Below are 24714 nucleotides of genomic sequence, written 5' to 3'. Positions count from 1 at the left end.
ATCGTTGCGCACACGTCTTCTGCCGCTGCTCATCGTCCTGATGGCGGCCGTGCTGCTGGCCCTCGGTGTGCCGCTGGCGGTCAGCGTGGCCGGCGCCGAGCAACAGGACGTGGTCGTCGACCGCATCGACGACACGGCACGTTTCGCCGCCCTCGCCCAGTTCGTCACCGTCCCGGCCGGCGACTCCGGCCCGGTGGCCACGACCAACGACGAGCGGCGCGAAACACTGATTCGTGAACTGGTCAACTACTACGACGTCTACGGCATCCGTGCCGGTGTCTTCTACGGCAGCGACACCCCCATGGCTCATGCGCCGAGGGACTGGTACCTCCCTGAAAAGGGTGAGGTGCGGGAAGCGTTCGAGGAGGCGCTGCTCAGCCGTCGCAGCCACGACCCCCAGCAGGTGTGGCCCTGGCAGCGCAACCGGCTCGTGGTGGCGTCCCCGGTGATCCGGGACGGCGACGTCGTCGCGGTAGTCGTCACCGACTCGCCCACCGGGGCCATGCGCTCGCGCATTCTGCACGGCTGGCTGCTCATCGGCGCGGGTGAGAGCGCGGCGATGCTGCTCGCCATCGGAGCGGCCCTGCGCCTGACCGGCTGGGTGCTCAGGCCCGTCCGCGTCCTGGACGCGACCACCCACGACATCGCCACCGGCCGCCTGAAGTCCAGGGTCGCGGTCGCCAGCGGTCCGCCGGAACTCCGACGGCTGGCCCGGTCGTTCAACGAGATGGCGGACAACGTCGAGGACGTGCTGGAACAGCAGCGCGCTTTCGTCGCCGACGCCTCGCACCAACTGCGCAACCCGCTCGCGGCGCTGCTGCTGCGCATCGAACTGCTCGCCTACGAACTCCCGGAGGGCAACGAGGAGATCGCGTCCGTGCAGAACGAGGGCAAGCGCCTCGCCCACGTCCTGGACGACCTGCTCGACCTGGCCCTGGCCGAGCACACCGAGGCCGACCTGCGGGTCACCGACATCGGTGCGCTGGCCGCCGAGCGCGTCGCCGCCTGGGCGCCCACCGCCGGGGCGAAAGGCGTCCGCCTGATCGGAGACTGCCCGCCCACCACGGCCTGGGCCGACCCGGTCACGCTCTCCAGCGCCCTTGACGCGGTGATTGACAACGCGGTCAAGTTCACGCCGGAGGGCGAGAGCGTCGAGGTGTCGGTCGCCGTCGACGGCGAGACCTCGACCGTCGTCGTCACCGACCACGGGCCCGGCCTGACCGACGAGGAGCTCGCGCGCGTGGGCGACCGCTTCTGGCGCAGTGGCCGGCACCAGAACATCAAGGGCTCCGGCCTGGGCCTGTCCATCTCCCGCGCCCTGCTCGCGGCCGGCGGCGGCACGATCTCCTACGACCGTCACGAGCCCACCGGTCTGGAGGTGACGGTCTCCGTGCCGAGGTCGAGACCCGTGGCCTGAGGCCGGTCCCGGCGGCGGCCTGGCGTCCGCCCCGTTACGGCTTGACGGAGCGGTAGTAGCGCCGGGCGCCCTCGTGCAGCGGGAGCGGGTCGGTGTAGATGGCCGTGCGCAGATCGACCAGCTGGGCGGAGTGCACGTGCCGCCCGATGTTGTCGCGGCTCTTGATCACGGTCCGGGTCAGCCACTCGGTGAGCCGGGGGTCCACGTCCGTGCGGGTCATCAGCAGGTTGGACACCGCGATCGTCGGCACGGTGGAGCCGTTCTGGATGACCGGGTAGGCGGACTCGGGCATGTTGGTGGCCCGGTAGAAGCCCGTCGCGTCGTCCTGCCGGTGCATCTTGGCCACCAGCGCGGCGTCTATCGGCACGAACCGGAAGGTGAAGCCGTCGGCCAGCTTCTCCAGACCGGCCGTCGGCACTCCGCCGGACCAGAAGAACGCGTCGATCTTCCCCCGCTTCAGCCGCTCGGGGCCGGTGTCGATGCCCTCCGAGACCGCCGTGATGTCCTTCGCCGGATCCACGCCCGCCGCCATCAGGACCCGTTCGGCGATCAGCCGCACCCCCGAGCGGGGCAGCCCGGTCGCGACCGTCCGCCCCTTCAGGTCCGCCACGGACCGCACGTCCGAGTCGCGTGGCACGACCAGCTGCACGTAGTCGTCGTACAGCCGGGCGACCCCGCGCAGCCGGGCGGAGGCGCCGGGGTGGTCCTTCTCGTACGTCTCCACCGCGTCGGCCGCGGCGATGGTGAAGTCGGCCTGGCCGGTCGCCACGCGCGCGACGTTCTCCTGGGAGCCGTTGCTGGCGGTCAGGTTCACGTCCAGATCGGGCATGTCCTCGGCCAGCGCGGTGCGCAGCCGGGTGCCGTACTCGTAGTAGACGCCGCTCGTGGTGCCCGTGCTGAAGGTGATCCTGCCGCTCGGCGGGTCCTCGCCCAGGGGCAGCAGCCACCACAGCAGCAGCCCGAGGACGACGACAGCGGCGGCGGTGCCCTGGAGGGCCCGGCGCCTGCCGATGGGAGGGAACACCTTGGACATGCGCGCGATCCTGCCAGGTGGGGCGGCGAGCTGGCCAGGGCGGGCCGCGCCGGGGCGGTGGCGGACGGGACTGTCAGTGGCCGTCGTTACAGTCGGTGCATGAGTTCCTCGCCCGCCGACCTGGTCCGTCAGTTCCACCTGGCCTTGGGTCTCGATGCCCGCAGTACACCGACGGAGGTGCCGCCCGGCCTCGCCGCGCACCGCGGGGAGCTGCTCGCGGAGGAGGCCGCCGAGGTGGCCGAGGTGTCGGTGAGCGGCCCCCTGGACCGCCTCGCGCACGAACTGGCCGACGTCGTCTACGTCGCGTACGGCACGGCTCTGGTGCACGGGATCGACCTCGACGCGGTGATAGCCGAGATCCACCGTTCCAACATGACCAAGCGGGGCCCCGACGGGCGGGTCGCCCGCCGTGCGGACGGCAAGGTCCTCAAGGGCGAGCACTACGAGGCACCGGACGTGGCGGCGGTACTGCGCCGCCAGGGCTGGGTCCCCGGCGGCGCGGCCTGACCCGTCGTGCCTGACCTTCGCCGTCGGGGACAGGCGGCGTCGCTGCCCACGAGCGGCTCACTCGTGATGCGGTGCGAGGTGCGGAAGACCGTCAGGTGTGGCCGAGGGTGCCGGTGAGGCCGGCACGCTCGCGCCCGGTGCCGGTGAGGCCGAGCGGGCCTCGGCGCGCGGTGCCGCCTCGGCGCTGACCGCGCTGGTGGAGGGACGTAGGCACCGGGTGCTCAACCGGACGGCAGTGACCCAGAGCGTGTCACTGATGCGGCGTGTGGGCCCTGTGGGTGCCGTCGCCGTGCCCGTCGTCGTCCCGACCCACCCCTCAGTCGCCCACCGGCGTCTCCGTGCGTGCCTCGGGTGCCGGCTCCTCCGCCGGAGGCCGGCGCGCTTCACGGAGGCGCGTCCAGCGGCCGGCCAGAGGTTCCGTGTAGCGGGCGGTGAGCGGGCCCAGAACGACCAGGATCAGGACGTACGCCGTAGCCAGGGGGCCCAGGGACGGCTCGATGCCGGCGGTGACCGCCAGCCCCGCGATGACGATCGAGAACTCCCCGCGCGCCACCAGCGCACCGCCCGTGCGCCAGCGGCCCTTGACCGAGATCCCGGCCCGCCGCGCCGCCCAGTAGCCGGTCGCGATCTTCGTCGCGGCCGTCACGACCGCGAGGGCCAGGGCGGGCACCAGCACCGGAGGAATGCTGGCCGGATCGGTGTGCAGCCCGAAGAACACGAAGAAGACGGCCGCGAAGAGGTCCCGCAACGGGCTCAGCAGCGTGTGCGCGCCCTCGGCCACCTCACCGGACAGCGCGATGCCGACGAGGAACGCGCCGACGGCCGCCGACACCTGGAGCTGCTGCGCCACACCGGCGACCAGGATCGTCAGCCCCAGGACCACGAGGAGCAGCTTCTCCGGGTCGTCGCTCGACACGAACCGGGAGAGGATCCGGCCGTAGCGCAGTGCCACGAAGAGGACGAGTCCCGCGGCGCCCAGCGCCACCGCCAGGGTCACGCTGCCGGCCGCCAGCCCGACGCCCGCCACCAGGGCGGTGACGATCGGCAGGTAGACCGCCATCGCCAGGTCCTCCAGCACCAGGACGCTCAGGATCACCGGCGTCTCGCGGTTGCCGACCCGGCCCAGGTCGCCCAGCACCTTGGCGATCACCCCGGACGAGGAGATCCAGGTGACGCCCGCCAGCACCACGGCCGCCACCGGCCCCCAGCCCAGCAGCAGCGCGGCGGCCGCGCCCGGCAGCGCGTTGAGCGTGAAATCCACCAGGCCGGACGGATAGTGGGCCTTGAGGTTGGAGACCAGATCGCTCGCCGTGTACTCCAGGCCGAGCATCAGCAGCAGCAGGATGACGCCGATCTCGGCGCCGATGGCCACGAACTCCTCACTCGCGCCCAGCGGGAGCAGCCCCCCCCTCGCCGAAGGCCAGACCTGCGAGCAGGTAGAGGGGGATGGGCGAGAACCGGAAGCGGGCGGCGAGCCGGCCGAGCAGGCCGAGGCCGAGGATGATGGAACCGAACTCGATCAGAAGGACCGCGGAGGAGTGCACCGGTTCACTCCCGGCCGAGTATCGCCGCGGCCGCGTCCACGCCCTCGCGGGTGCCGATCACGATGAGGGTGTCCCCGCCGGCCAGCCGGAAGTCCGGCGCCGGCGAGGGGGTCGCCTCGGCCCGCCGCAGCACCGCCACGATCGACGCGCCGGTCTCCGTGCGCATCCGGGTCTCGCCCAGCAGCCGCCCGTTCCAGTGGGAGGCCGCGGCCACCTCGATGCGCTCGGCGACCAGCCCGAGGTCGGTCGTGTACAGCAGGCTCGCACTGTGGTGGGACGGCTTCAGGGCGTCGATCAGCGAGCCCGCCTCGGCCCCCGACAACCGCAGGGACTGGGCGCAGGAGTCCGGGTCGTCGGCCCGGTACAGGCTCACCGTCCGGCTTCCGTCGCGGTGGGCCACCACGGACAGGTGGCGTTGCTCCCGTGTCACGAGGTCGTACTGGACGCCGATGCCTGGCAGCGGTGTCGTCCGGAGGCGTGGAGCGGACACGGTTTCTTCCCCTTGCGGTCGTGGGCGGTGATCGCCGGTACCGGTGTCGATGCCAGCACCGGTACCGGCGTCTGTGCCGGCGTCGGTAGCCGAACCGGCCCTCGGGACCGTCGATCACCGGTGTGCCGACCCGCCATGCTGCCATCCCCCCGTACGGTGACGACATGGGTGTCGTCACGGATGGACAGGGCCGCGCGGGGCGGAGAGGCTGGTCCGGGCGGAGCCGTGGTCCGGGACGGACGGGGCGGGTACGGCTTCGCCGTCGCAGGGGAACCGGCCGGTGGGAACCGAGGGAGGAGGAGCCACGCGCGTGTCGTTGTTCCGGCGGATCTTCGCCCTCAACGCCGTCGGCCTGGTCGTGGCCGCCGCGCTGCTCCTGGGTCCGGTCACCGTCTCCACCCCCGTTCTGCCGGCCGAGGCGTTCGTCGTCCTGGTGGGTCTGGCCTCGCTGCTCGCCGTCAACGCCGTCGTGCTGCGCGTCGGACTGGCCCCGCTCGGGCGGCTCGCCCGGGCCATGACCGACGCCGACCTGCTGCGTCCCGGAGCCCGTGCCGTCGTCTGCGGTCCGGTGGAGACGGCCGAGCTGATCCGGACGTACAACTCCATGCTCGACCGGCTGGAGGCCGAGCGCGCGACCAGCGCCGCCCGCGCCCTGTCCGCCCAGGAACGCGAACGCCACCGCATCGCCCGCGAACTGCACGACGAGGTCGGCCAGACCCTCACCGCCGTACTCCTCCAGCTCAAGCGCGTCGCGGACCGGGCCCCCGACGACCTCCGCGGCGAGGTGGGCCAGGCGCAGGAGGCCACCCGCGCCGGCCTGGACGAGATCCGCCGTATCGCTCGTCGTCTGCGCCCCGGCGTCCTGGACGAACTCGGCCTGGTCAGCGCCTTGCGTTCGCTCGCCGCGGAGTTCACCACCCATGGGCTCACGGTCGGTCTCGACGTGCGACCCGGGCTGCCCGCGCTGACCGAGGAGTCCGAACTGGTGCTCTACCGGGTGGCCCAGGAAGCCCTCACCAACACCGCCAGGCACTCCGGCGCCGACCGCGCCGACCTGCGCCTCCGCCCGGTCGCCGACGGCGTCGAACTGCTCGTACGGGACAACGGCCGGGGCCCCGGCCCGGCGGCGGGGGAGGGCGCCGGAGTCCTGGGCATGCGGGAACGCGCCCTGCTGATCGGCGCGACGTTCACCTTCGGCCCCGGACTCGGCGGCGGGACGGCCGTACGCCTGCGGACCGCGCCCGCCGCCCTCCCGCCGCCCGGCGGCGACCTGCGGTGACGGTCGTACGCTCCTGTCGGCGCGGGGCTCCGTCGCTCCCGTACCCCGTCCGCACCAGCGTCCCCGGAGGCCGCCGATGACCGACGAGTCCGCGCCGACCCGTGTGCTCCTCGCCGACGACCACACCCTCGTGCGCCGCGGAGTACGGCTCATCCTGGACGGTGAACCCGACCTGACGGTCGTGGCGGAGGCGGGCGACGGGGCCGAGGCCGTCGAGCGGGCACGTGCGGGGGACATCGACCTGGCCGTCCTCGACGTGGCCATGCCCCGGATGACCGGCCTCCAGGCGGCCCGCGAACTCTCCCGCCGACTGCCCGGCCTGCGGATCCTCATCCTCACCATGTACGACAACGAGCAGTACTTCTTCGAGGCCCTCAAGGCCGGGGCGGGAGGGTACGTCCTGAAGTCCGTCGCCGACCGCGACCTCGTCCAGGCCTGCCGGGCAGCCGTGCGCGACGAGCCGTTCATCTACCCGGGAGCGGAACGGGCGCTCGTGCGGTCGTACCTCGAACGGCTGCACCGCGGCGGCGACGTGGACGGGCTCCCCGACCGGCCCATCACCGAGCGAGAGGAGGAGATCCTCAAGCTCGTCGCCGAGGGGCACACCTCGAAGGAGATCGGCACGCTCCTCTTCATCAGTGCCAAGACCGTCGAACGGCACCGCGCGAACCTCCTCCAGAAGCTCGGCATGCGCGACCGCCTCGAACTCACGCGCTACGCCATCCGGGCGGGCCTGATCGACCCCTGACCCCGCCTCCGGGGCGCGTCCCGTGCGTCCACGCGCGCTCACGCGCCCGCGTGCACGTACGCGGCCCAGATGTGCGGGCGTTCCGGTATCCGCTCGCGCAGGGCCCGGACGCTGTGGTGCAGGGCGAGGGCGGGTCCCTGCCCCGACTCGCCCACGGCCCGGCCGTAGAAGTCGCGGGTGACGTGGTCCGCGTGCGTGCTGTCGATCTCCCACAGCGTGCCGACGGCGGTCGGGAAACCGGCGAGGAGGAAGGCACTGGTGATGTGGATCGCCTCGTCGCTGAGCCGCTCGGAGGTACGGGCCGTACCGCACGCCGCGAGGAACGCGAGGCGCGCCGTACCCGGCCGCGCGCGGCAGATGTCCAGCACCGGCAGCGACTCGCCGCTCGGCAGGTGCAGCACGGCACCGGACGGTGCCGCGGGGTCGGTCGCCGCGTGGCAGCCGAAATGGGCCCAGGCCGCGCCGCCGAGGCCCGCCAGGACGGCCTCCCGGGTCGCGGCGTCACCGATCAGCGGCTCACCGGCCCCCAGCAGCCCGGCCGCGTAGCGGGTCGCGGCCGCGACACCGGGCAGCTCCTCCTCGGGTGCGGCGACCAGCAGTGCGCTCCCGTCGGCGTCCAGGCCACGCCGTTCCGCCCGGGCACGCGCGTAGGCGAGCGTCTGGAAGCCGGGCACGTACGACGACACCACGGTGTCCAGAGCGGCGCCGCAGCCCGGCAGGTCGCAGTCGGGCCGGGTGCACTGGGCCGCGTGCAGCGGCAGGGCGTGGAAGGCGCCCGTGGGCACCCACCAGATCCGCGGCCACGGGCCGCCTCCGGGCACGGGATCGGCGGCACCCACATGCTCCAGGACGGGCCGCACGACCCGGTGCCAGGCCCAGGACAGCGTCCGGCGGACCTCCGCCCCGGCGCCGACCAGCTCGCCGGGGAACTCCTCGACGCGCCCTGCGCGTTGATGACGTCGACGGCCTCCCGCAGTCGTCGGGCCGCCCCGGCCACCTCCTCCGCCTCCGGTTCCAGGGTCAGGGCGGTGATCGACCGTTCCGTGACCACGACGGCGTGGCACAGCTGCCGCGCGTGGTTGAGCACCACCACCGGGCCGTCCGCCGCGAGGACGCGCAACTGCTCCGCGGCCAGCGGGCGCAGGAAGTCGCCGAAGCCGGGCCGGTCGCGGACGCGGTCGACCAGCCCGTCGAGGGCCCGTGAGGTACGGAGCTTGTCGAGCCGGTCCCGCTCGGCGTCCCCGGGGGCCACCGGCTCGTGCTCGGCGGCGAGCAGATCGGTCAACCGTTCGAATTCGTCCGCCAGCTCAGGATGGGCCGACCGCAGCCGGCCGAGGTCGGCCCGCGCCTCCATCCGCCGGGACAGCAGCAGGCCCCGGCCGCGCTCCAGCAGCTCGGCGGCACGGTCGACGTCGGGGCCGGTCACACTGCGCCCTTCCGCGGAGGGCTCCGGCAGCGCCTCCGGGAGGCGGCCGTCGCGCTTCACCGCGGCGACGATCTCCTTCAGCCTCTCCATGTGCCCCCGGAGCCGGGCGGAGCCGTCACGGACCAGTACCGCCGCCAGGATCAGCTCGACGATGCCCCGGATGTCCCCCTCGAACTGGGTCAGACCGTGCTCGGCGGACTCCTGGCCGCTACCACGGTCGGTGATGCCGGGCAGCACGTCCACGGCCGCTTCGAGATGGGAGAGGGCGAGGTCGATCCGCGGCTCGGGCCTGCCCAGCGCGCCCGCCGCGGCCCCGATCTCACCGTGTGCCCGGAAGAGGACCGGAATCCTCGGGTCGCGCATCGAGGCGGGGTCGTCGACACCGGCGAGGCGGTTGCGCAGCGGCGCCATCACCGCCTCGAGGGCGCCCGACAGGGGGGTCGCGGACGGCGTCCCGCTGGGAGCCTGCTCCGAGGTGACCGGCGGCAGCCGGCCGCCGCCGGTGACGCCGATGGCGGTCATGGCGACGAAGGGGCGCATGGAGTCGGCCCAGCCCGCGGGCGCCTCCGGAGCGACGGCGTCCACCAGCTGGGCCGCCTCGGCGACGAGGCCCCGCGCGCGCTCCGGTTCGATGTCCCGCAGGGCCAGGGCGCGCATGCCCAGCACGCGCATCAGCGTCATCGCGGTGAGGACCCGGGTACGGGGGTCGCCGGCCGATGCGTACCTCCGGCGGCACTGGTCGACCAGGTCGTCGGTGATGTCCTTCTTCGGGCCGCCACCCGGCCCGACCGTCTCCAGCAGGTCGAGATGGACGTCGCTCAGCATGTCGAGCCCCGGGATGCCGGCCTGCGGCGTCCCGGTGCCCGGTGTCCCGGCCTGGACCGTGCCCCGGTCGAGGGTCCGCATCTGCCGGGCGATCTCGCGGGCCCGGTCGAGCTGGCCCGGGTCCTGGCCGAAGAGGTAGAGCTGGAGGGCGTTGTGGAGTTCGGTGTGGGCCGTCATGACGGCCTGGGCCAGGTCGGTCGCGGCGGAGTGCGGTGCGGTGTCCGGTGAGGTGGCGTGCGCATCCGCCGCTTGCGACGAGCCCGTCGTGTCCGCCGCGCCCGCCGCTCCCGATGAATCGGTCGCCCCGGGTGCGCCCGCCGCCTTCGCCGCCCCCGGCATCGTCGCGAGGAGTACGGCGGCCTCGCGCGCGGCCTCCGTGTCCATCTGGGTGGCCGACACGACCGTGAGCGCCTGGGCGAGCACCGCGTCGATGGTCGGGGGCAGCTCCGCGGCGTGCTCGCGGGCGTACCGCAGAAGTGGCACGGCCTCTTCCAGTGGGGAGGGATCGCTCAGGTGGGCGGCGTGTGAGGACAGCGCGCCACCGAGTGCGGCGGACAGGTTGGCGCGTTGCTCGACGTCGTCCTCGTCGAGCCCGTCCAGCAGTTCCCGCATGACGGCGATGTCGGAGGCGAGGTCCTCGGGGTCCTCGAGGCTGACCTCGGCCATGCGGGACAGCTGGGACACCATGCGGGCCAGTTCGGGGTCGGCGCGGCCGTCGGGTTCGCCGGTGAGGACGGTCGAGGCGGCGATGGCGAGCGCGGCCTCGTGGGTGCCCTTGCGGAGCAGGACGGGCAGTGCCTGCCCGTCCGGGGGAGCGGTGGCCGTCACCTCCTCGATCAGAGCGCGAGCGTCCGCGTCGAGCCGGTCGGCGGCACGGGCGGAGCCGGACTCCCGCAGCCGCTCGGCCCGCAGCCCGGTGAGTGCGGCCAGTACGGCCACGCACGCGTACCGCTGCGGCGCGTCGGCGGGAACCGCGGCCAGCGCGGCTCGATACCGGGCGATCCGTTCGTCGGAGATGCCGTCGGAGACACCGTCCGCGTGGCCGGCCGACGCGCCTGGCGACATGCCTGCCGCCTTGCCGTCCGAGCCGCCACCGGAGAGCGACGACACGATGGCGAGGGTCTCCAGGGCGATGTCCGGGGCCTCGCCGCGCCGTGCGGAACCGTCCCTGAGCCGGTCGAGCAGCGGTCCGAGCGACGCCCCGATGTCGTCCTCACCGCCTGCTCGCGCGCCGTCCTGACCGGCCATCAGCCGACGTAAGCCACGCACCAGTTCGAGACGCTCCCGGTCGGCGTCGCTCAACGTGGCCGAGTCGACGGCGTCCAGGACGGCCACCGCCTCGCGCGCGGCAGCCTCGTCGTCCCGTTCCTCGGCGAAAGAGGCGAGCGCCTCGCTCAGGGCCACCGTGACGGCCAGGTGGGCCGGATGACCGGCCGGGGTGTGTCCGAGAGCCGCGCGCAGCCGTCGTACGGCGCAGGCGATGCGGCCCGCGTCGTGCTCCTGTGCCCCCGCCTCGGCGACCGCCGCCCCGATCTGGAGGTCCAGCTGGCCCGGCCAGGCCGCCGGCTGGGCGTGCAGCGCGCGCAGGAAGTGCAGGCCCTCCGCGCCCTCCGGGTCGAGCGTGCCGTCGGGGGCCGCCGCCACCAGCCGTTCGACCTCGGCGAGTCCGGGCTCACCCAGCAGCCGGGACGCGTCCACGACCGTCCTCAGGGCGAGGGCGGCCGCGTCGGCGGTGGCCGGGCCGAGTACGTCGGGGCCGAGGCCGGGCAGCCGCTCGCACACCGTCCGCGCGTGCCGGGCCGCGGCGGCGAGCGCGTCCGGCTCCGCGTCCGTGCGGAACCGGAACAGCTCGATGTCGAGGGCGTGCAGCGTCAGCTCCACGAAGCCCTCGTGCTCCTCGGACAACAGACTCCGGGCCGTCTCCGACCAGGCCAGCGCGCGCTCCAGGGCGGCCCGCCGGTCGGAGTCGGGCAGGTCGCCTCTCTGGAGCAGCTCGCCGTGGGCCGAGCTGACGAGATAGGCGAACCGGGCGTCCAGGGTCGGATCGGCCGGGTCGTACGCCTCCTCCAGGACCGGCGGGAACCGGACGTCCTCCGGCGCGCGCCGCCGCAGGAAGCCGAAGGAACTGACGGCGATCGTCATGTTCTGCTGGATGTCCGGATCGTCGGGGCCCAGGTGCCGGAACCAGAACGTCCAGAAGACCGCGGCGACCGCGTCGAGGTCGACGGCCCCCTCGGGTGAGGGCGCCGCCGCCCGCAGCAGCGAGAGCGCGTCGGCGACCGCCTCCGGCTCGCGCAGAGGCGCGGGGTCACGGCTGTTCTGCGCCGCCATCAGACGGGCCACGACGTGCTCATGAAGTTCCGTCATTCGTCCTATGGTGCTTTGATTCCACGTCGGACGAGAGTGTTTTCCGGATCGTCAGGGGGCGCAGTGGGGCACGGTGCGAAGGCACAGAGGCTGTACGACGATGCCGTCGCTTACCTGTGCCGCAATGCCGGCGCACTGCGCGAGCTGATCGGCCCCGCCCGCTGGGACGACCCGTTCGCGGTCGTCCGCGACGGCGACCCGTCCGCGCAGTCCTGGCGGGACGCCGTACGCGCGTTGCACGACGCGGCCGAGACGGCCGGGATCCCCGGCGGACTCGGCCTGCGTTCCACCATGGGCGTGGGCGACTGGCCGTCCGCCCCCGTGCCGCGGTCGACCGGCTGGGTCTGCCCCACGGGACGCTGCGCACGCGTCGACCTGCACGAGGAGAGCGGCCCCGGCACGGGTCTCTGCACCCTGGCGGACGGCCCGATGAGACGCGTGGACTGACGGCGGGGGCACGGGGGTGCGAGCGCACGGCACGGCGCCGCGGATGCACGGCAGGACACCCAGGACGCCCAAGACACTGACGCACGGCAAGACACTGACGCACGGCAAGACACGGGGGACGGGCTGAGACGGTGGCACTGCTTCTCGAACTCCAGAGGCGCATCCCCGACGGATGGTTCCTGCGGCGGCTGCTGCCCGCCCTGCTGTTCGTCGTAGTGGCCGTCGTGGGAGGCGGGCGGCTCGGCCACCGCAAGTGGGACGACGTGGGACTGGCCCGCGACCGGATCGCCGGAGCCCTGCCGCTGAACGGCGGGCTCACCGCCGACGGCGCCGCCACGCTGCTGCTCGTCGTACTGGCGGCGGTGGCCGTCGCGCTGGCGGTGCCCCTCGGCGCGGGCGGGGTCGGCGCGCTGGCCGCCGGTGCCTGGCCCTGGTGGCTGGCGTCCCTGGCCCGGCGGCTCACCCGGTGGCGGGTCCGCCGCTGGACCCCGCCCCAGGAGATCGGCAGGGAGGCCGTACGGGCCCGCGCGGCGGCCACGAACTGCGCGCCGCCCGGCTCGACGCCCGCAGGGCCCGTGCCGCACCGCTCAGGCCCACCTCCCCGACCTGGTCGGGCGACCGGCTCCGCGCCGCCGAGCAGAGCGCCAGGGTGGAGACGGGAACCGACCTCCCCGGCGAGTGGACCAGGCTGCTCCTCGAAGTGCCGGACGCCTCCCGCGCCGCGCTGGGCGAGGCCCGCGACGCCTACCAGGCGGCCTGCGAGGCCCTTGTCTGGAGCGTCGCGTTCACCGCCGTCGGCATCTGGTGGTGGCCCGCGGGCCTCGGCGGGATCGTCCTCTGGCTGGTCTCCTGGCGGTCCCTGCGCCGGGCGGCGGACGGGCTGTGCCACACGGCCGAGGCGGTCGTCGCGCTGCAACGGACGGCTCCGCCGCCGCCCGCCTGACCGCCGCCTCCCGGCCGGAGGCCCGCAAGCACGCCGGAGCAGGGGAGCACCGGGCAGGTGGGGCCCCGAAGCACCGCGCAGGGGTCTCCCCGGGACCGCCTACCCTTGAGGCATGACCAGCAGCAGCGACCGGAGCCTCGCAGTGGACGTCCCCGCACCCAAGAGCTACGAGATTCGCACCTACGGGTGCCAGATGAACGTCCACGACTCCGAGCGCTTGTCCGGGCTGCTCGAGGACGCCGGGTACGTGCGCGCCCCCGAGGGGTCGGACGGCGACGCGGACGTCGTCGTCTTCAACACGTGCGCGGTGCGGGAGAACGCCGACAACCGGCTGTACGGCAACCTCGGCCGCCTCGCGCCGAAGAAGGCGTCGCGGCCCGGCATGCAGATCGCGGTCGGCGGCTGCCTGGCGCAGAAGGACCGCGACACCATCGTGAAGAAGGCCCCCTGGGTCGACGTCGTCTTCGGCACCCACAACATCGGCAAGCTCCCGGTCCTGCTGGAACGCGCGCGCGTGCAGGAAGAGGCGCAGGTCGAGATCGCCGAGTCCCTGGAGGCGTTCCCCTCGACCCTGCCCACGCGCCGCGAGAGCGCCTACGCGGCCTGGGTGTCGATCTCCGTCGGCTGCAACAACACCTGCACCTTCTGCATCGTCCCGGCCCTGCGCGGCAAGGAGAAGGACCGCCGTACCGGCGACATCCTCGCCGAGATCGAGGCCCTGGTGGGCGAGGGCGTCAGCGAGATCACGCTGCTCGGCCAGAACGTCAACGCGTACGGCTCCGACATCGGCGACCGTGAGGCCTTCAGCAAGCTCCTGCGCGCGTGCGGGACGATCGAGGGCCTCGAGCGCGTGCGGTTCACCTCGCCGCACCCGCGCGACTTCACCGACGACGTCATCGCCGCCATGGCCGAGACGCCGAACGTGATGCCGCAGCTGCACATGCCGCTCCAGTCCGGCTCGGACACCGTCCTCAAGGCGATGCGCCGCTCCTACCGCCAGGAGCGCTACCTGGCGATCATCGAGAACGTCCGCGCGGCCATCCCGCACGCCGCGATCACCACCGACATCATCGTGGGCTTCCCCGGCGAGACCGAGGAGGACTTCGAGCAGACCCTGCACGTGGTGCGCGAGGCCCGGTTCGCCCAGGCGTTCACCTTCCAGTACTCCAAGCGGCCCGGCACCCCGGCCGCCACCATGGAGAACCAGATCCCGAAGGCGGTCGTCCAGGCGCGCTACGAGCGTCTCGTCGCCCTCCAGGAGGAGATCTCCTGGGAGGAGAACAAGAAGCAGGTCGGCCGCACCCTGGAGCTGATGGTGGCCGAGGGCGAGGGCCGCAAGGACGGTGCCACCCACCGCCTCTCCGGCCGCGCCGCCGACAACCGCCTGGTGCACTTCACCAAGCCGGAACAGGAAGTCCGCCCCGGCGACGTCGTCACGGTCGAGATCACCTACGCCGCCCCGCACCACCTGCTCGCCGAGGGCCAGGTTCTCGGCGTGCGCCGCACGCGCGCGGGGGACGCCTGGGAGAAGCGCACCGCGGAGAAGGCGGCCAAGCCGGCCGGCGTCATGCTGGGCCTGCCCGGGGTCGGCGTTCCGGCCCCGCTCCCGGTGGCCACCGGAAGCGGTTGCGGCTCCGACTGACCGGGGCGCTTCCGCCCGGGCCGCAGGCCGGTGCCGCCGCGCGCGCGTGCGCGCCTCGGGGTTACCCTGCCGATCATGCTTGTCGCCGCCGCAGTCTGTCCCTGTCCGCCCCTGCTCGTGCCCGAGGTGGCCGCGGGTGCCGCACCCGAGCTGGACGCCGCGCGTACCGCCTGCTCGGACGCGCTCGCGGTGCTCGCCGCCGCCCGGCCGGACCGGCTCGTGGTCATCGGCCCCGCCGATGAGGCCGGGCGGGGCACGCACCCCGAGGGCACGCCCGGTTCGTTCCGCGGCTTCGGCGTTGACCTCGCCGTACGGCTCGGCCGGCCGGGCGGGGACACGGTGTCCGAGCGCGAGCTGCCGCCCTCCCTCGCCGTCGGCGCCTGGCTGCTGGAGCGGGCCCGCTGGTCGGGTGCCCCGGTCGAGGGAGTCGGCGTGGGGGAGCCCCTGGCGCCGGAGCGGTGTGCCGAGGTCGGACGGGAGATCGGTGCCCAGCCCGGTCGGGTGGCGCTGCTGGTGATGGGCGACGCGAGCGCGTGCCGCACGCTGAAGGCGCCGGGCTACCTCGACGAACGCGCGGTGCCTTTCGACACGGCGGTCGCGCGGGCGCTCGGCGCCGCCGACCTCGCGGCGATCAAGGGGCTCGACGCCGAACTGGCCCGCGAGCTGATGGCGGCCGGCCGGGCCCCCTGGCAGGTGCTCGCGGGCGCGGCGGAGGACGCCGTCCTGTCCGGCACCCTGCTGTACGAGGCAGCGCCGTACGGCGTCGGGTACGTGGTCGCGGCCTGGTCGTAGTCCTGGACCGGAAGGGCTTCCGGGATGGTCCGGAAGAACGTCCGGGAACGGAACGGCGGACGGCCGCGGGCGTTTCGCGCCCGGTGGCCGTCCGTCGTTCGATCCCGCGGTTGCCCGCCGTGGCTCAGGCCGCGGCTGCCCGTCGTCGCTCGGGCCGCCGTTGCCTGTCGTCGCTCAGGACGTCGGCGGAGGCGTGCTCGGGGGCGTGAACGTGTCGCCGGCCGCCCCCGGCTCGTCCTTGTGCGCGAGTCGGTCGACCGCGCCCTTGGCCTTGCCGGTGCCCGATTCGATCTTGTCCGAGTACTTGCCCTTCGTCCTCTCGTCGACGACGTGGGCGGCCTTGTCGATCCCGTGCTGGATCTTGTCCCCGTGCTGTTGCGCGAGGCCGGAGACCTTGTCCTTGGCAGGGCTGAGCTTGGCCTTCAGGTTGTTCAAGAGACCCATGGGTCACCTTCCCTAGCGGGTCCGTCAGGTGCGGGCGCTCTTGCCGGCCTCACTCTCGACGGTCTCCCCGGACGACTGCTGCCGCGGGATACCGACACCGTCCTCGGCGGATTCCTCCGCCCCGGTGCCGCCCTCGGGCGAACCGGTCGATGTCCCGGTGGTGGCCGTCGTCTCCCGCACGGCCGCGTCCTGCGTAACCGTCTCCTCCGTGACCGTCTCCTCCGTGACCGTCTCGTCCGTGGCCGCTTGCTGTGCGGCCTTCGACCTACGGAAAAGCCGTGCCATAACGCCCATATTCACTCCATACGGTACTCGTGCGGGCGAAATCCCGCGTAGCCCGGTGCGTCCGTTTGCGTCACCGGGACGCGCCGCCCCGTGAACGGGCGACGGAAGTCTCGCAACGGGCAACGACCGGGGGCGAGTCCCGTCACCTAACTCGTTCGAGGGCACGGTGTGACGTTTGGGAGACTGGTCCGGTGAGCAGCGCACCCCCCGCCCCCCGCGTCATCGCCGTCGTCGGACCGACCGCGGCCGGAAAGTCCGATCTGGGCGTTTTTCTGGCCCAACGGCTCGGCGGCGAGGTCGTCAACGCCGACTCCATGCAGCTCTACTGTGGGATGGACATCGGCACCGCCAAGCTGACGCCCGAGGAACGCGGCGGAGTCCCGCACCACCTCCTCGACATCTGGGACATCACCGTCACCGCCTCGGTCGCCGAGTACCAGCGGCTGGCCCGCGCCCGCATCGACGCCCTGCTCGCCGAGGGTCGCTGGCCGGTCCTCGTCGGCGGCTCAGGGCTGTACGTCCGCGGCGCCGTCGACAACCTGGAGTTCCCCGGCACCGACCCCGAGGTCCGGGCCCGGCTGGAGGACGAGCTGACACTGCGCGGCTCGGGCGCGCTGCACGCCCGCCTGGCCGCCGCGGACCCCGAGGCGGCGCAGGCGATCCTGCCGAGCAACGGCCGCCGCATCGTCCGCGCCCTCGAAGTGATCGAGATCACCGGGAAGCCCTTCACGGCCAATCTGCCGGGGCACGACTCCGTCTACGACACGGTCCAGATCGGCGTCGACGTGGCCCGCCCCGAACTCGACGAGCGCATCGCCCGCCGCGTCGACCGGATGTGGGACGCGGGGCTCGTGGACGAGGTGCGCGCGCTGGAGGCGCAAGGCCTGCGCGAGGGGCGTACGGCCTCCCGGGCGCTCGGCTACCAGCAGGTCCTCGCCGCGCTGGCCGGTGAGTGCACCGACGAGGAGGCGCGCACGGAGACCGTCCGTGCCACGAAACGCTTCGCGCGCCGTCAGGATTCGTGGTTCAGGCGCGATCCGCGGGTGCACTGGCTGAGTGGGGCCGCGGCGGACCTCACGGAACTTCCGCAGCTCGCGCTGGCGTTGGTCGAACGACCGGTCACAGCCTGATCACGTCATGGCATCGGGACGCTCAGGCCGTCATCCGGGCCTCCGGCACCATGCCATCATCGAGCTTCGATCGACCAAGTGGAGTCCGAGTTGGGAGGGCGCGTGGCGATGGAGGCCAGCCCTCGCGACACCGCACAAGGCACCGAGCACGTCACCCCCGAGCGGGGTGAACCGGAGCCCGTGGAAGGCCGTCCGGGTTCCGACGGACCGGACGACTTCGACGCCTCGAACGACGTCGACGCCTCCGACGAAGTCGACGCCTCGAACGGCATCGACGGCCCGGACGGCATCGAGGACACGGACGACGTCGAGGAAGGCGTGACCGCCGACGGGCCCGAGCCGGAGGAGATGTTCGCCGGCGGCCCGGAGGTCGAGGTCGAGCTGCGCCCCCAGCGCCGGCTGCGGATCTGGCAGCTCGCCCCGATCGTCGCCCTGGCCGCGACGGGCTCCCTGATGTTCGCCTTCCCGCTCGCCTTCGACTTCGGCGACAGCGGGGCCGTGATCGCCATGCTGGGCCTGCTGATCTGCTCCTGCGCGGCGGGCTGGGGCATGATGGCCGCCCGCCGCGTCGGACACACCTGGCCCGGCCTGCCCCAGCGCGGCTCCGGCCGCCGCCCCGACTGGCGGGTCGTCCTCGCCTACGTCGTGCTGGTCGCCGCGGTCGTGGTCCTCGCCGTCTGGCGGGTCGCGCGGCTCCGTTAGGCCCTGCGCGCGTCCCCTGTCCCACGTCGCCTCCGGACGGGACTGTCGTACCCACCCCGTACGATCGAGGGATGAGCACGCGGATCGCCTTCCTCAAGGGGCACGGCACCGAGAACGACTTCGTGATCGTCCCGGACCCCGAGAACGCCGTCGACCTCCCCCCGGCAGCCGTAGCCGCCCTGTGCGACCGCCGCGCGGGCATCGGCGGGGACGGCCTGCTGCACGTCGTGCGCTCCGCCGCGCACCCCGAGGCGAAGGCCATGGCGGCCGAGGCCGAGTGGTTCATGGACTATCGCAACGGCGACGGCTCGATCGCCGAGATGTGCGGCAACGGCGTCCGGGTCTTCGCCCGCTACCTCCGGCACGCCGGCCTCGTCGCCGAGGGCGACCTCGCGATCGCCACGCGCGCGGGCGTGAAGGGCGTGCACCTCGCCAAGGACGGCGACATCACCGTCGCCATGGGCAGTGCGCGCCTCCCCGAAGGGGACGTCAGGGTGAGCGTCGGTGAGCGCAGCTGGCCCGCGCGGAACGTGAACATGGGCAACCCGCACGCCGTCGCCTTCGTCGACGACCTGGCGCACGCGGGCGACCTGCACGCCCCGCCGCCCGTCAGCCCGGCCTCCGCCTACCCGGACGGGGTCAACGTCGAGTTCGTCGTCGACCGCGGCCCGCGGCACGTCGCGCTCCGCGTGCACGAGCGCGGCTCCGGCGAGACCCGCTCGTGCGGCACGGGCGCGTGCGCCGTCGCCGTGGCCGCCGCCCGCCGGGACGGCGCCGACCCGTCCGTCACCGGCAGTCCGGCGACGTACACCGTGGATGTCCCCGGCGGCCGATTGGTGATCACCGAGCGTCCCGACGGCGAGATCGAGATGACCGGCCCGGCGGTGATCGTCGCCGAAGGCGAGATCGATCCCGAGTGGCTGGAAAACGCCGTCCGCTGACACGAGGGGCGGTTGCGCATCGCAGGCATCGGCCCCCCGGCAGGCACAGGAGTGCCGCCGGACCCACGGCTGTGAGTTCGAAATCAAGACCGACCTGGCTCGGACGGCGCAAAACCGTAAACCTCGAGAGCATCGCTCGAATGGGTGATCCGTTTCACGCTCGGCGAGAGGCGGTCGGTCGGGCGTGATGGGCTCGGTAGCATCAAGCACCGGCCCGGACGGGGACTGTTGCCAGCCCCCTGAGCCGTGTCCGCCCTGGGGCACCCCGTCCGCCGGTCCACGCAGCCGGAGGTGCCCATGAGTGCGGAGGCCACGAACCCCGCGACCCCAGGCCCGGTAGTGCCTGCCGCGCCCCGCAGGCGCAGCCGCCCCCGGATCGACCTGCGCCGCCTGGGCCGGGCGGCCCTGCTGGGCCCCGCCTCCCGCGGCAGGCTGCCCGACGCCATCGGCCACGTGGTCGAGTCCCACCGCTTCCACCATCCGGACGCCGACCTCGAACCGCTGCGCCGCGCCTATGTGCTCGCGGAGTCCTCCCACCGCGGTCAGATGCGCAAGAGCGGCGAGCCGTACATCACGCACCCGCTCGCGGTGACGCTCATCCTGGCCGAACTAGGCGCCGAGACGACCACGTTGACGGCCTCGCTGCTCCACGACACCGTGGAGGACACCGATGTGACGCTCGATCAGGTGGGTGACGAGTTCGGTGCCGAGGTGCGCTATCTCGTCGACGGTGTCACGAAGTTGGAGAAGGTCGACTACGGCGCCGCCGCCGAACCCGAGACCTTCCGCAAGATGCTCGTCGCCACGGGCAACGACGTCCGCGTGATGTCGATCAAACTCGCCGACCGGCTGCACAACATGCGCACCCTCGGCGTGATGCGCCCCGAGAAACAGGAACGCATCGCCAAGGTGACCCGCGACGTCCTCATCCCGCTCGCCGAACGCCTCGGCGTGCAGGCCCTCAAGACCGAGCTGGAAGACCTGGTCTTCGCGATCCTGCACCCGGAGGAGTACGCGTACACGCGCGAGCTGATCGTCGAGAACGCCTCGCGCGCGGACGACCCCCTCGCCGAGTTCGCCGACGCGATGCGCGCGGTGCTGCGCGACGCCGACATCCAGGCCGAAGTCCTCATCCGGCCGCGCCACTTCGTCTCCCTGCACCGCACCGCCCGCAAACGCGGACGACTGCGCGGCTCCGACTTCGGCCGCCTCCTCGTCCTCGTCAACGAGGACGCGGACTGTTACGCGGTCCTCGGCGAGCTGCACACCTGTATGACGCCCGTGGTCTCGGAGTTCAAGGACTTCATCGCCGTCCCCAAGTTCAACCTCTACCAGTCGCTGCACACGGCCGTCGCCCGTGACGACGGCCAGGTCGCCGAAGTCCTCATCCGCACGCACCAGATGCACAAGGTCGCCGAGGCCGGAGTCGTCGCGCTGGGCAACCCGTACGCAGCCCCTCCGGAGGAGCAGACCGCGCCCGACGGCGAGCGCGTCGACCCCACCCGTCCCGGATGGCTCTCCCGCCTCCTCGACTGGCAGGAGGCCGCCCCCGACCCGGACACGTTCTGGTCCACCCTGCGCGAGGACCTCGCCCAGGACCGAGAGATCACCGTCTTCCGCCCCGACGGCGCGCCCTCGGCCTGCCCGACGGTGCCACCTGCGTGGACGCCGCGTACGCGCAGTACGGCGAGGACGCCCACGCCTGCCTCGGCGCCCGTGTCAACGGCCGCCTGGCGACCCTGAGCACCGTGCTGCGGGACGGCGACACCGTCCAGCTCCTGATGGGCCAGGACCCCGCCTCCGAGCCCTCCAGGGAATGGCTGGAGCACGCCCACACCCCCGCCGCCCGCATCGCCATCCAACGCTGGCTGGCGGCGCACCCGGGCACGGACGGCCCGGCCCCAGGGACCGACGACACGAACACCGGCCCCGCCCAGCCCCCGTCCGACGGCATCGCGCCTCGACCCGCGCCCGACGCCCCGCACCCCGCCCCGACGCTCCCGCACCTCGCCCCGGCGCCGCGATCACCGTCGTGGACCGGCCCGACGCCGGAGTCAGGCTCGCCGGGTGCTGCACGCCCGTACCGGCCGACGAGGTCACCGGCTTCGCCGTACGCGGGGGAGTGGTGACCGTGCACCGCGTGGAATGTGACGCCGTGAAGCGCATGGCGGAGGCGGGGCGCGCGGCGGTCGACGTGCGCTGGGGGGACACCACCGAGTGCCGGGTCACCCTCTTCGCCGAATCGTTCGGCCGCCCCCATCTGCTGGCCGACCTCACCGAGGCGATGGCCCTGGAAGGCGCCGAGATCGTCTCCGCGACCGTCGAACCGCCCAGCCAGCAGCGGGTACGCCATACCTACACCGTCCAGCTCCCCGACGCGGGCCGGCTGCCCACCCTGATCCGCGCCATGCGCGACGTGCCCGGCGTGTACGACGTGGGCCGCGCGCACCACCAGGCACCACCCTTCTGAGACGCGGCTCCGGGGCCCTTTCCGGCCGCGTCCGTCAGCGCACGCGCGCGTGGGCAACCCGTTCGGGTGGGCCGGTCGCGCGTCGGCGCCGTACGGGCGGGGCGCGCTGGTAGCCGTGGTGCATGCTGCTCTCCCCCCCGCCCCCGGGCCCACCGGGACGGCGCCGGCACCCGTCGGCCCCGTACAGCCCGCTCCCGCGGCCTCGCCTCAGCCCTGCTCGCCTCGGCCGTCTCCGTCTGCCTCGTAGCAGCGGGCGCCCCGCCCACCCCGCTCGGCGTCGGCGACCGTCTCTTCCCGCACCTGGGCAACCCGGGCTACGACGTGGCGTCGTACGACCTCGCCCTCACGTACTCCGGAAGCAACACCAAGCCGCTCCAGGCGGTCACCACGATCGACGGCTGGACCACCGCCACCCTGGACCGGATCAACCTCGACTTCGCCCACGGCGACGTCCAGTCGGTCGAGGTCGACGGGGAGACCGCCGCCTTCGCCACCGCCGGTGAGGACCTGGTGATCACGCCGGCCGACCCGCTGCCCCGCGGTGACTGGATGCGCGTCACCGTGCGGCACACCAGCGATCCGGTGAGCACCGAGGGCCGGGACGGCGGCTGGCTGCGGACCGCGGACGGCCTCGCCATGGCCAACCAGGCCGACGCCGCCCACCTGGTGTTCCCGTGCAACGACCACCCCTCCGACAAGGCCATGTTCACCGTCCGGGTCACCGCGCCCAACGGCTACACGGCCGTCGCCAACGGCCTGCCGACCGACGTCGAGCGGGCGGGCCGCGCGACGACATGGACGTACCGCACCCTGCACCCGATGGCCACCGAACTCGCCCAGGTCTCCATCGGCCGTTCCGCCGTCCTGCGCCGCGAGGGACCGCACGGACTGCCCGTGCGGGACGTCGTCCCCACCAAGGACCGAGAGGTCCTGGAACCGTGGCTGAAGAAGACCCCCGACCAGATCGCCTGGATGGAGAGCAAGGTCGGTCCCTACCCCTTCGAGACCTACGGTGTACTCGTCGCCGACACCGTCACCGGCTTCGAACTCGAGACGCAGACCCTCTCCCTCTTCGAGAAGGGCCTGTTCACCGAACCCGGCTACCCCGAGTGGTACGTCGAGTCGATCATGGTGCACGAGCTGGCGCACCAGTGGTTCGGCAACAGCGTCAGCCCGCGCACCTGGTCCGACCTGTGGCTCAACGAAGGACACGCCACCTGGTACGAGGCCCTGTACGCGCAGGAGAGGAACGCCGACCGCACCCTGGAGGCGCGTATGAAGGCGGCGTACGGCGCCTCCGACCGCTGGCGCACGGCGGGCGGCCCGCCCGGCGCCCCGAAGCCGCCCGCGCCCGGCCAGAAGATCGGCATCTTCCGCGCCAACGTCTACGACGGCGCGGCCCTCGTGCTGTTCGCCCTGCGCGAGGAGATCGGCGAGGAGGCCTTCGACCGGCTGGAGCGGACCTGGCTGACCGACCACCGCGACGCCTCCGCGAGCACGGCCGACTTCGTCCGCCTCGCCGGCAAGGTCGCCGGCCGTGACCTCGGGAGTTTCTTCCAGCACTGGCTGTACGACGAGAAGACCCCGCCGATGCCGGGCCACCCGGAGTGGAAGCCGGTCGCGCCCGCCGTCAAGGCTGCCGAATAAGGCGATGACGAGACGGGCCGTGCCGTGCGACCATCGTCGGGTCGGCGGGGCACGGGACACGGGAATCTCCCGAGGTGCTCGTGCGTTGTGCAGTATGACCGCCGAACCGGCATCCGCAACGACGTAAGGACCCAATGACCTCCTCTTCTTCCCCTTCCCAGGACAACAAGCGCTTCGCGCACGCCTACCCCGAAGGTCTTCGGGCCGATGCCCTGATGGAAGAGGACGTCGCCTGGAGCCTCGACACCGACGGAGACCGGGACGGCGACCAGTTCGACCGTTCCGAGCGAGCGGCCCTGCGCCGCGTCGCGGGCCTCTCCACCGAACTCGAGGACGTCACCGAGGTCGAGTACCGGCAGCTCCGCCTGGAGCGGGTCGTGCTCGTCGGCGTCTGGACCTCGGGGACCGCACAGGACTCGGAGAACTCCCTCGCGGAGCTGGCCGCCCTCGCGGAGACCGCGGGCGCTCTGGTGCTCGACGGCGTGATCCAGCGCCGCGACAAGCCCGACGCGGCCACCTACATCGGATCCGGCAAGGCCGACCAGCTGCGCGACATCGTCCTCGAGACGGGCGCGGACACCGTCATCTGCGACGGTGAACTGAGCCCCGGCCAGCTGATCCACCTCGAGGACGTCGTCAAGGTCAAGGTCATCGACCGTACGGCCCTGATCCTGGACATCTTCGCCCAGCACGCCAAGTCCCGAGAGGGCAAGGCACAGGTCGCGCTCGCGCAGATGCAGTACATGCTGCCGAGGCTGCGAGGCTGGGGTCAGTCGCTGTCCCGCCAGATGGGCGGCGGCAAGGGCGGCGGGCTCGCCACCCGTGGTCCCGGTGAGACCAAGATCGAGACGGACCGGCGCCGGATCCGCGAGAAGATGGCGAAGATGCGCCGGGAGATCGCGGAGATGAAGACCGGCCGCGAGATCAAGCGCCAGGAGCGCAAGCGTCACAAGGTGCCCTCCGTGGCCATTGCGGGCTACACCAACGCCGGAAAGTCCTCGCTGCTCAACCGCCTCACGGGCGCGGGCGTGCTGGTCGAGAACTCCCTGTTCGCGACCCTCGACCCGACCGTGCGCCGGGCCGAGACCCCGAGCGGCCGGCTGTACACGCTGGCGGACACCGTCGGCTTCGTCCGGCACCTGCCGCACCACCTGGTCGAGGCGTTCCGCTCCACCATGGAGGAGGTCGGCGAGTCCGACCTGATCCTGCACGTGGTGGACGGCTCGCACCCGGCCCCGGAGGAGCAGCTCGCCGCCGTACGCGAGGTGATCAGGGACGTCGGCGCCACCGGTGTCCCCGAGATCGTCGTGATCAACAAGGCGGACGCGGCCGACCCGCTGACGCTCCAGCGGCTCATGCGCAACGAGAAGTACTCCATCGCCGTCTCGGCCCGCACCGGCCAGGGCATCGACGAACTGCTGGCGCTCATCGACGCGGAGCTGCCGCGGCCGTCCGTCGAGGTCGAGGTGCTCGTGCCGTACACGCACGGCCAGCTCGTCGCGCGCGCCCATGCCGACGGCGAGGTGATCTCCGAGGAGCACACGGCGGAGGGCACCCTGCTGAAGGCGCGGGTGCACGAGGAACTGGCGGCGGAACTCGCGCCGTACGTTCCCGCGCCGCTCGTCTGACGCACGC

General features: G+C 73.1%; 19 protein-coding genes and 2 pseudogenes. 14 read left to right on the top strand and 7 right to left on the bottom strand.

Annotated features, from left to right (window positions below; genetic code table 11):
• Positions 1-4: 4 nt before the first annotated feature.
• Complete coding sequence (locus BM536_RS09165) at positions 5-1417, top strand: sensor histidine kinase (RefSeq protein ID WP_094102792.1); 1413 nt, start codon at positions 5-7, stop codon at positions 1415-1417.
• A 34-nt stretch (positions 1418-1451) separates the two neighbouring features.
• Here the strand turns inward: BM536_RS09165 and BM536_RS09160 are convergent, their stop codons facing one another.
• Entirely contained in the window at positions 1452-2450 is a 999-nt protein-coding gene (locus BM536_RS09160) for a TAXI family TRAP transporter solute-binding subunit (protein ID WP_094102791.1), read from the bottom strand.
• Between the two features lie 99 nt (positions 2451-2549).
• On the opposite strand from BM536_RS09160, the gene BM536_RS09155 reads away from it, so the two are divergent.
• Positions 2550-2957 carry a pyrophosphohydrolase domain-containing protein gene (locus tag BM536_RS09155; RefSeq protein WP_073491649.1) on the top strand — a complete coding sequence of 136 codons (408 nt, stop codon included), beginning with the start codon at positions 2550-2552 and terminating at the stop codon, positions 2955-2957.
• Between the two features lie 91 nt (positions 2958-3048).
• On the opposite strand, the gene BM536_RS43950 is transcribed toward BM536_RS09155, so the two are convergent.
• From BM536_RS43950 to BM536_RS09145, 3 genes and pseudogenes are all read right to left on the bottom strand, one after another.
• The gene (locus BM536_RS43950; protein ID WP_281258554.1) at positions 3049-3171 is read right to left on the bottom strand and encodes a hypothetical protein; all 123 of its coding nucleotides are present in this window, start codon (positions 3169-3171) and stop codon (positions 3049-3051) included.
• 102 nt (positions 3172-3273) lie between these two features.
• Positions 3274-4501 (bottom strand): annotated as a pseudogene (locus tag BM536_RS09150) (cation:proton antiporter).
• Positions 4502-4505: 4 nt separating this feature from the next.
• A complete protein-coding gene (locus BM536_RS09145) occupies positions 4506-4991 on the bottom strand; it encodes a cation:proton antiporter regulatory subunit (protein WP_073491648.1) in 486 nt (161 codons plus the stop codon).
• Positions 4992-5301: 310 nt separating this feature from the next.
• Here BM536_RS09145 and BM536_RS09140 point away from each other — a divergent pair, with 310 nt between their 5' ends.
• Entirely contained in the window at positions 5302-6270 is a 969-nt protein-coding gene (locus BM536_RS09140; protein ID WP_094102790.1) for a sensor histidine kinase, read from the top strand.
• Positions 6271-6346: 76 nt separating this feature from the next.
• The gene (locus BM536_RS09135; RefSeq protein ID WP_094102789.1) at positions 6347-7018 is read left to right on the top strand and encodes a response regulator; all 672 of its coding nucleotides are present in this window, start codon (positions 6347-6349) and stop codon (positions 7016-7018) included.
• 38 nt (positions 7019-7056) lie between these two features.
• Here the strand turns inward: BM536_RS09135 and BM536_RS09130 are convergent, their stop codons facing one another.
• The gene (locus tag BM536_RS09130; RefSeq protein ID WP_245873337.1) at positions 7057-7857 is read right to left on the bottom strand and encodes a CHAT domain-containing protein; all 801 of its coding nucleotides are present in this window, start codon (positions 7855-7857) and stop codon (positions 7057-7059) included.
• A 3842-nt stretch (positions 7858-11699) separates the two neighbouring features.
• On the opposite strand from BM536_RS09130, the gene BM536_RS09125 reads away from it, so the two are divergent.
• The 4 genes from BM536_RS09125 (at position 11700) to BM536_RS09110 (ending at position 15460) form a co-directional block, all read left to right on the top strand.
• Positions 11700-12083, top strand: a complete 384-nt coding sequence (locus BM536_RS09125) for a hypothetical protein (protein WP_073491642.1) — start codon at positions 11700-11702, stop codon at positions 12081-12083.
• Between the two features lie 433 nt (positions 12084-12516).
• Positions 12517-13026: a hypothetical protein gene (locus BM536_RS09120; protein WP_143650864.1), complete on the top strand. Its 510-nt coding sequence runs from the start codon at positions 12517-12519 to the stop codon at positions 13024-13026.
• 112 nt (positions 13027-13138) lie between these two features.
• Positions 13139-14668: a tRNA (N6-isopentenyl adenosine(37)-C2)-methylthiotransferase MiaB gene (miaB, locus tag BM536_RS09115; RefSeq protein ID WP_211362852.1), complete on the top strand. Its 1530-nt coding sequence runs from the start codon at positions 13139-13141 to the stop codon at positions 14666-14668.
• Between the two features lie 75 nt (positions 14669-14743).
• The gene (locus tag BM536_RS09110; protein ID WP_094102786.1) at positions 14744-15460 is read left to right on the top strand and encodes a class III extradiol dioxygenase subunit B-like domain-containing protein; all 717 of its coding nucleotides are present in this window, start codon (positions 14744-14746) and stop codon (positions 15458-15460) included.
• Positions 15461-15634: 174 nt separating this feature from the next.
• Here the strand turns inward: BM536_RS09110 and BM536_RS09105 are convergent, their stop codons facing one another.
• Entirely contained in the window at positions 15635-15904 is a 270-nt protein-coding gene (locus BM536_RS09105; protein ID WP_073491639.1) for an antitoxin, read from the bottom strand.
• 24 nt (positions 15905-15928) lie between these two features.
• Entirely contained in the window at positions 15929-16189 is a 261-nt protein-coding gene (locus BM536_RS09100) for a hypothetical protein (RefSeq protein ID WP_245873335.1), read from the bottom strand.
• 191 nt (positions 16190-16380) lie between these two features.
• Here BM536_RS09100 and miaA point away from each other — a divergent pair, with 191 nt between their 5' ends.
• From miaA to hflX, 6 genes and pseudogenes are all read left to right on the top strand, one after another.
• A complete protein-coding gene (miaA, locus tag BM536_RS09095) occupies positions 16381-17319 on the top strand; it encodes a tRNA (adenosine(37)-N6)-dimethylallyltransferase MiaA (protein ID WP_073491637.1) in 939 nt (312 codons plus the stop codon).
• Between the two features lie 108 nt (positions 17320-17427).
• Positions 17428-18021: an ICP22 family protein gene (locus BM536_RS09090; protein ID WP_073491636.1), complete on the top strand. Its 594-nt coding sequence runs from the start codon at positions 17428-17430 to the stop codon at positions 18019-18021.
• 71 nt (positions 18022-18092) lie between these two features.
• Positions 18093-18962, top strand: a complete 870-nt coding sequence (gene dapF, locus BM536_RS09085) for a diaminopimelate epimerase (RefSeq protein ID WP_094102785.1) — start codon at positions 18093-18095, stop codon at positions 18960-18962.
• 297 nt (positions 18963-19259) lie between these two features.
• A pseudogene (locus tag BM536_RS09080) lies at positions 19260-21432 on the top strand (RelA/SpoT family protein).
• A gap of 213 nt (positions 21433-21645) precedes the next feature.
• Positions 21646-23079, top strand: a complete 1434-nt coding sequence (locus tag BM536_RS09075) for a M1 family metallopeptidase (protein ID WP_245873401.1) — start codon at positions 21646-21648, stop codon at positions 23077-23079.
• 134 nt (positions 23080-23213) lie between these two features.
• Positions 23214-24707: a GTPase HflX gene (gene hflX / locus BM536_RS09070; protein WP_073491634.1), complete on the top strand. Its 1494-nt coding sequence runs from the start codon at positions 23214-23216 to the stop codon at positions 24705-24707.
• Positions 24708-24714: the final 7 nt, after the last annotated feature.

Source organism: Streptomyces phaeoluteigriseus (assembly GCF_001896135.2).
Classification (GTDB): Bacteria; Actinomycetota; Actinomycetes; order Streptomycetales; family Streptomycetaceae; genus Streptomyces; species Streptomyces phaeoluteigriseus.
The sequence above is the reverse complement of the archived record's forward strand: the minus strand, read 5'-3'. Positions and strand labels throughout refer to the sequence as shown.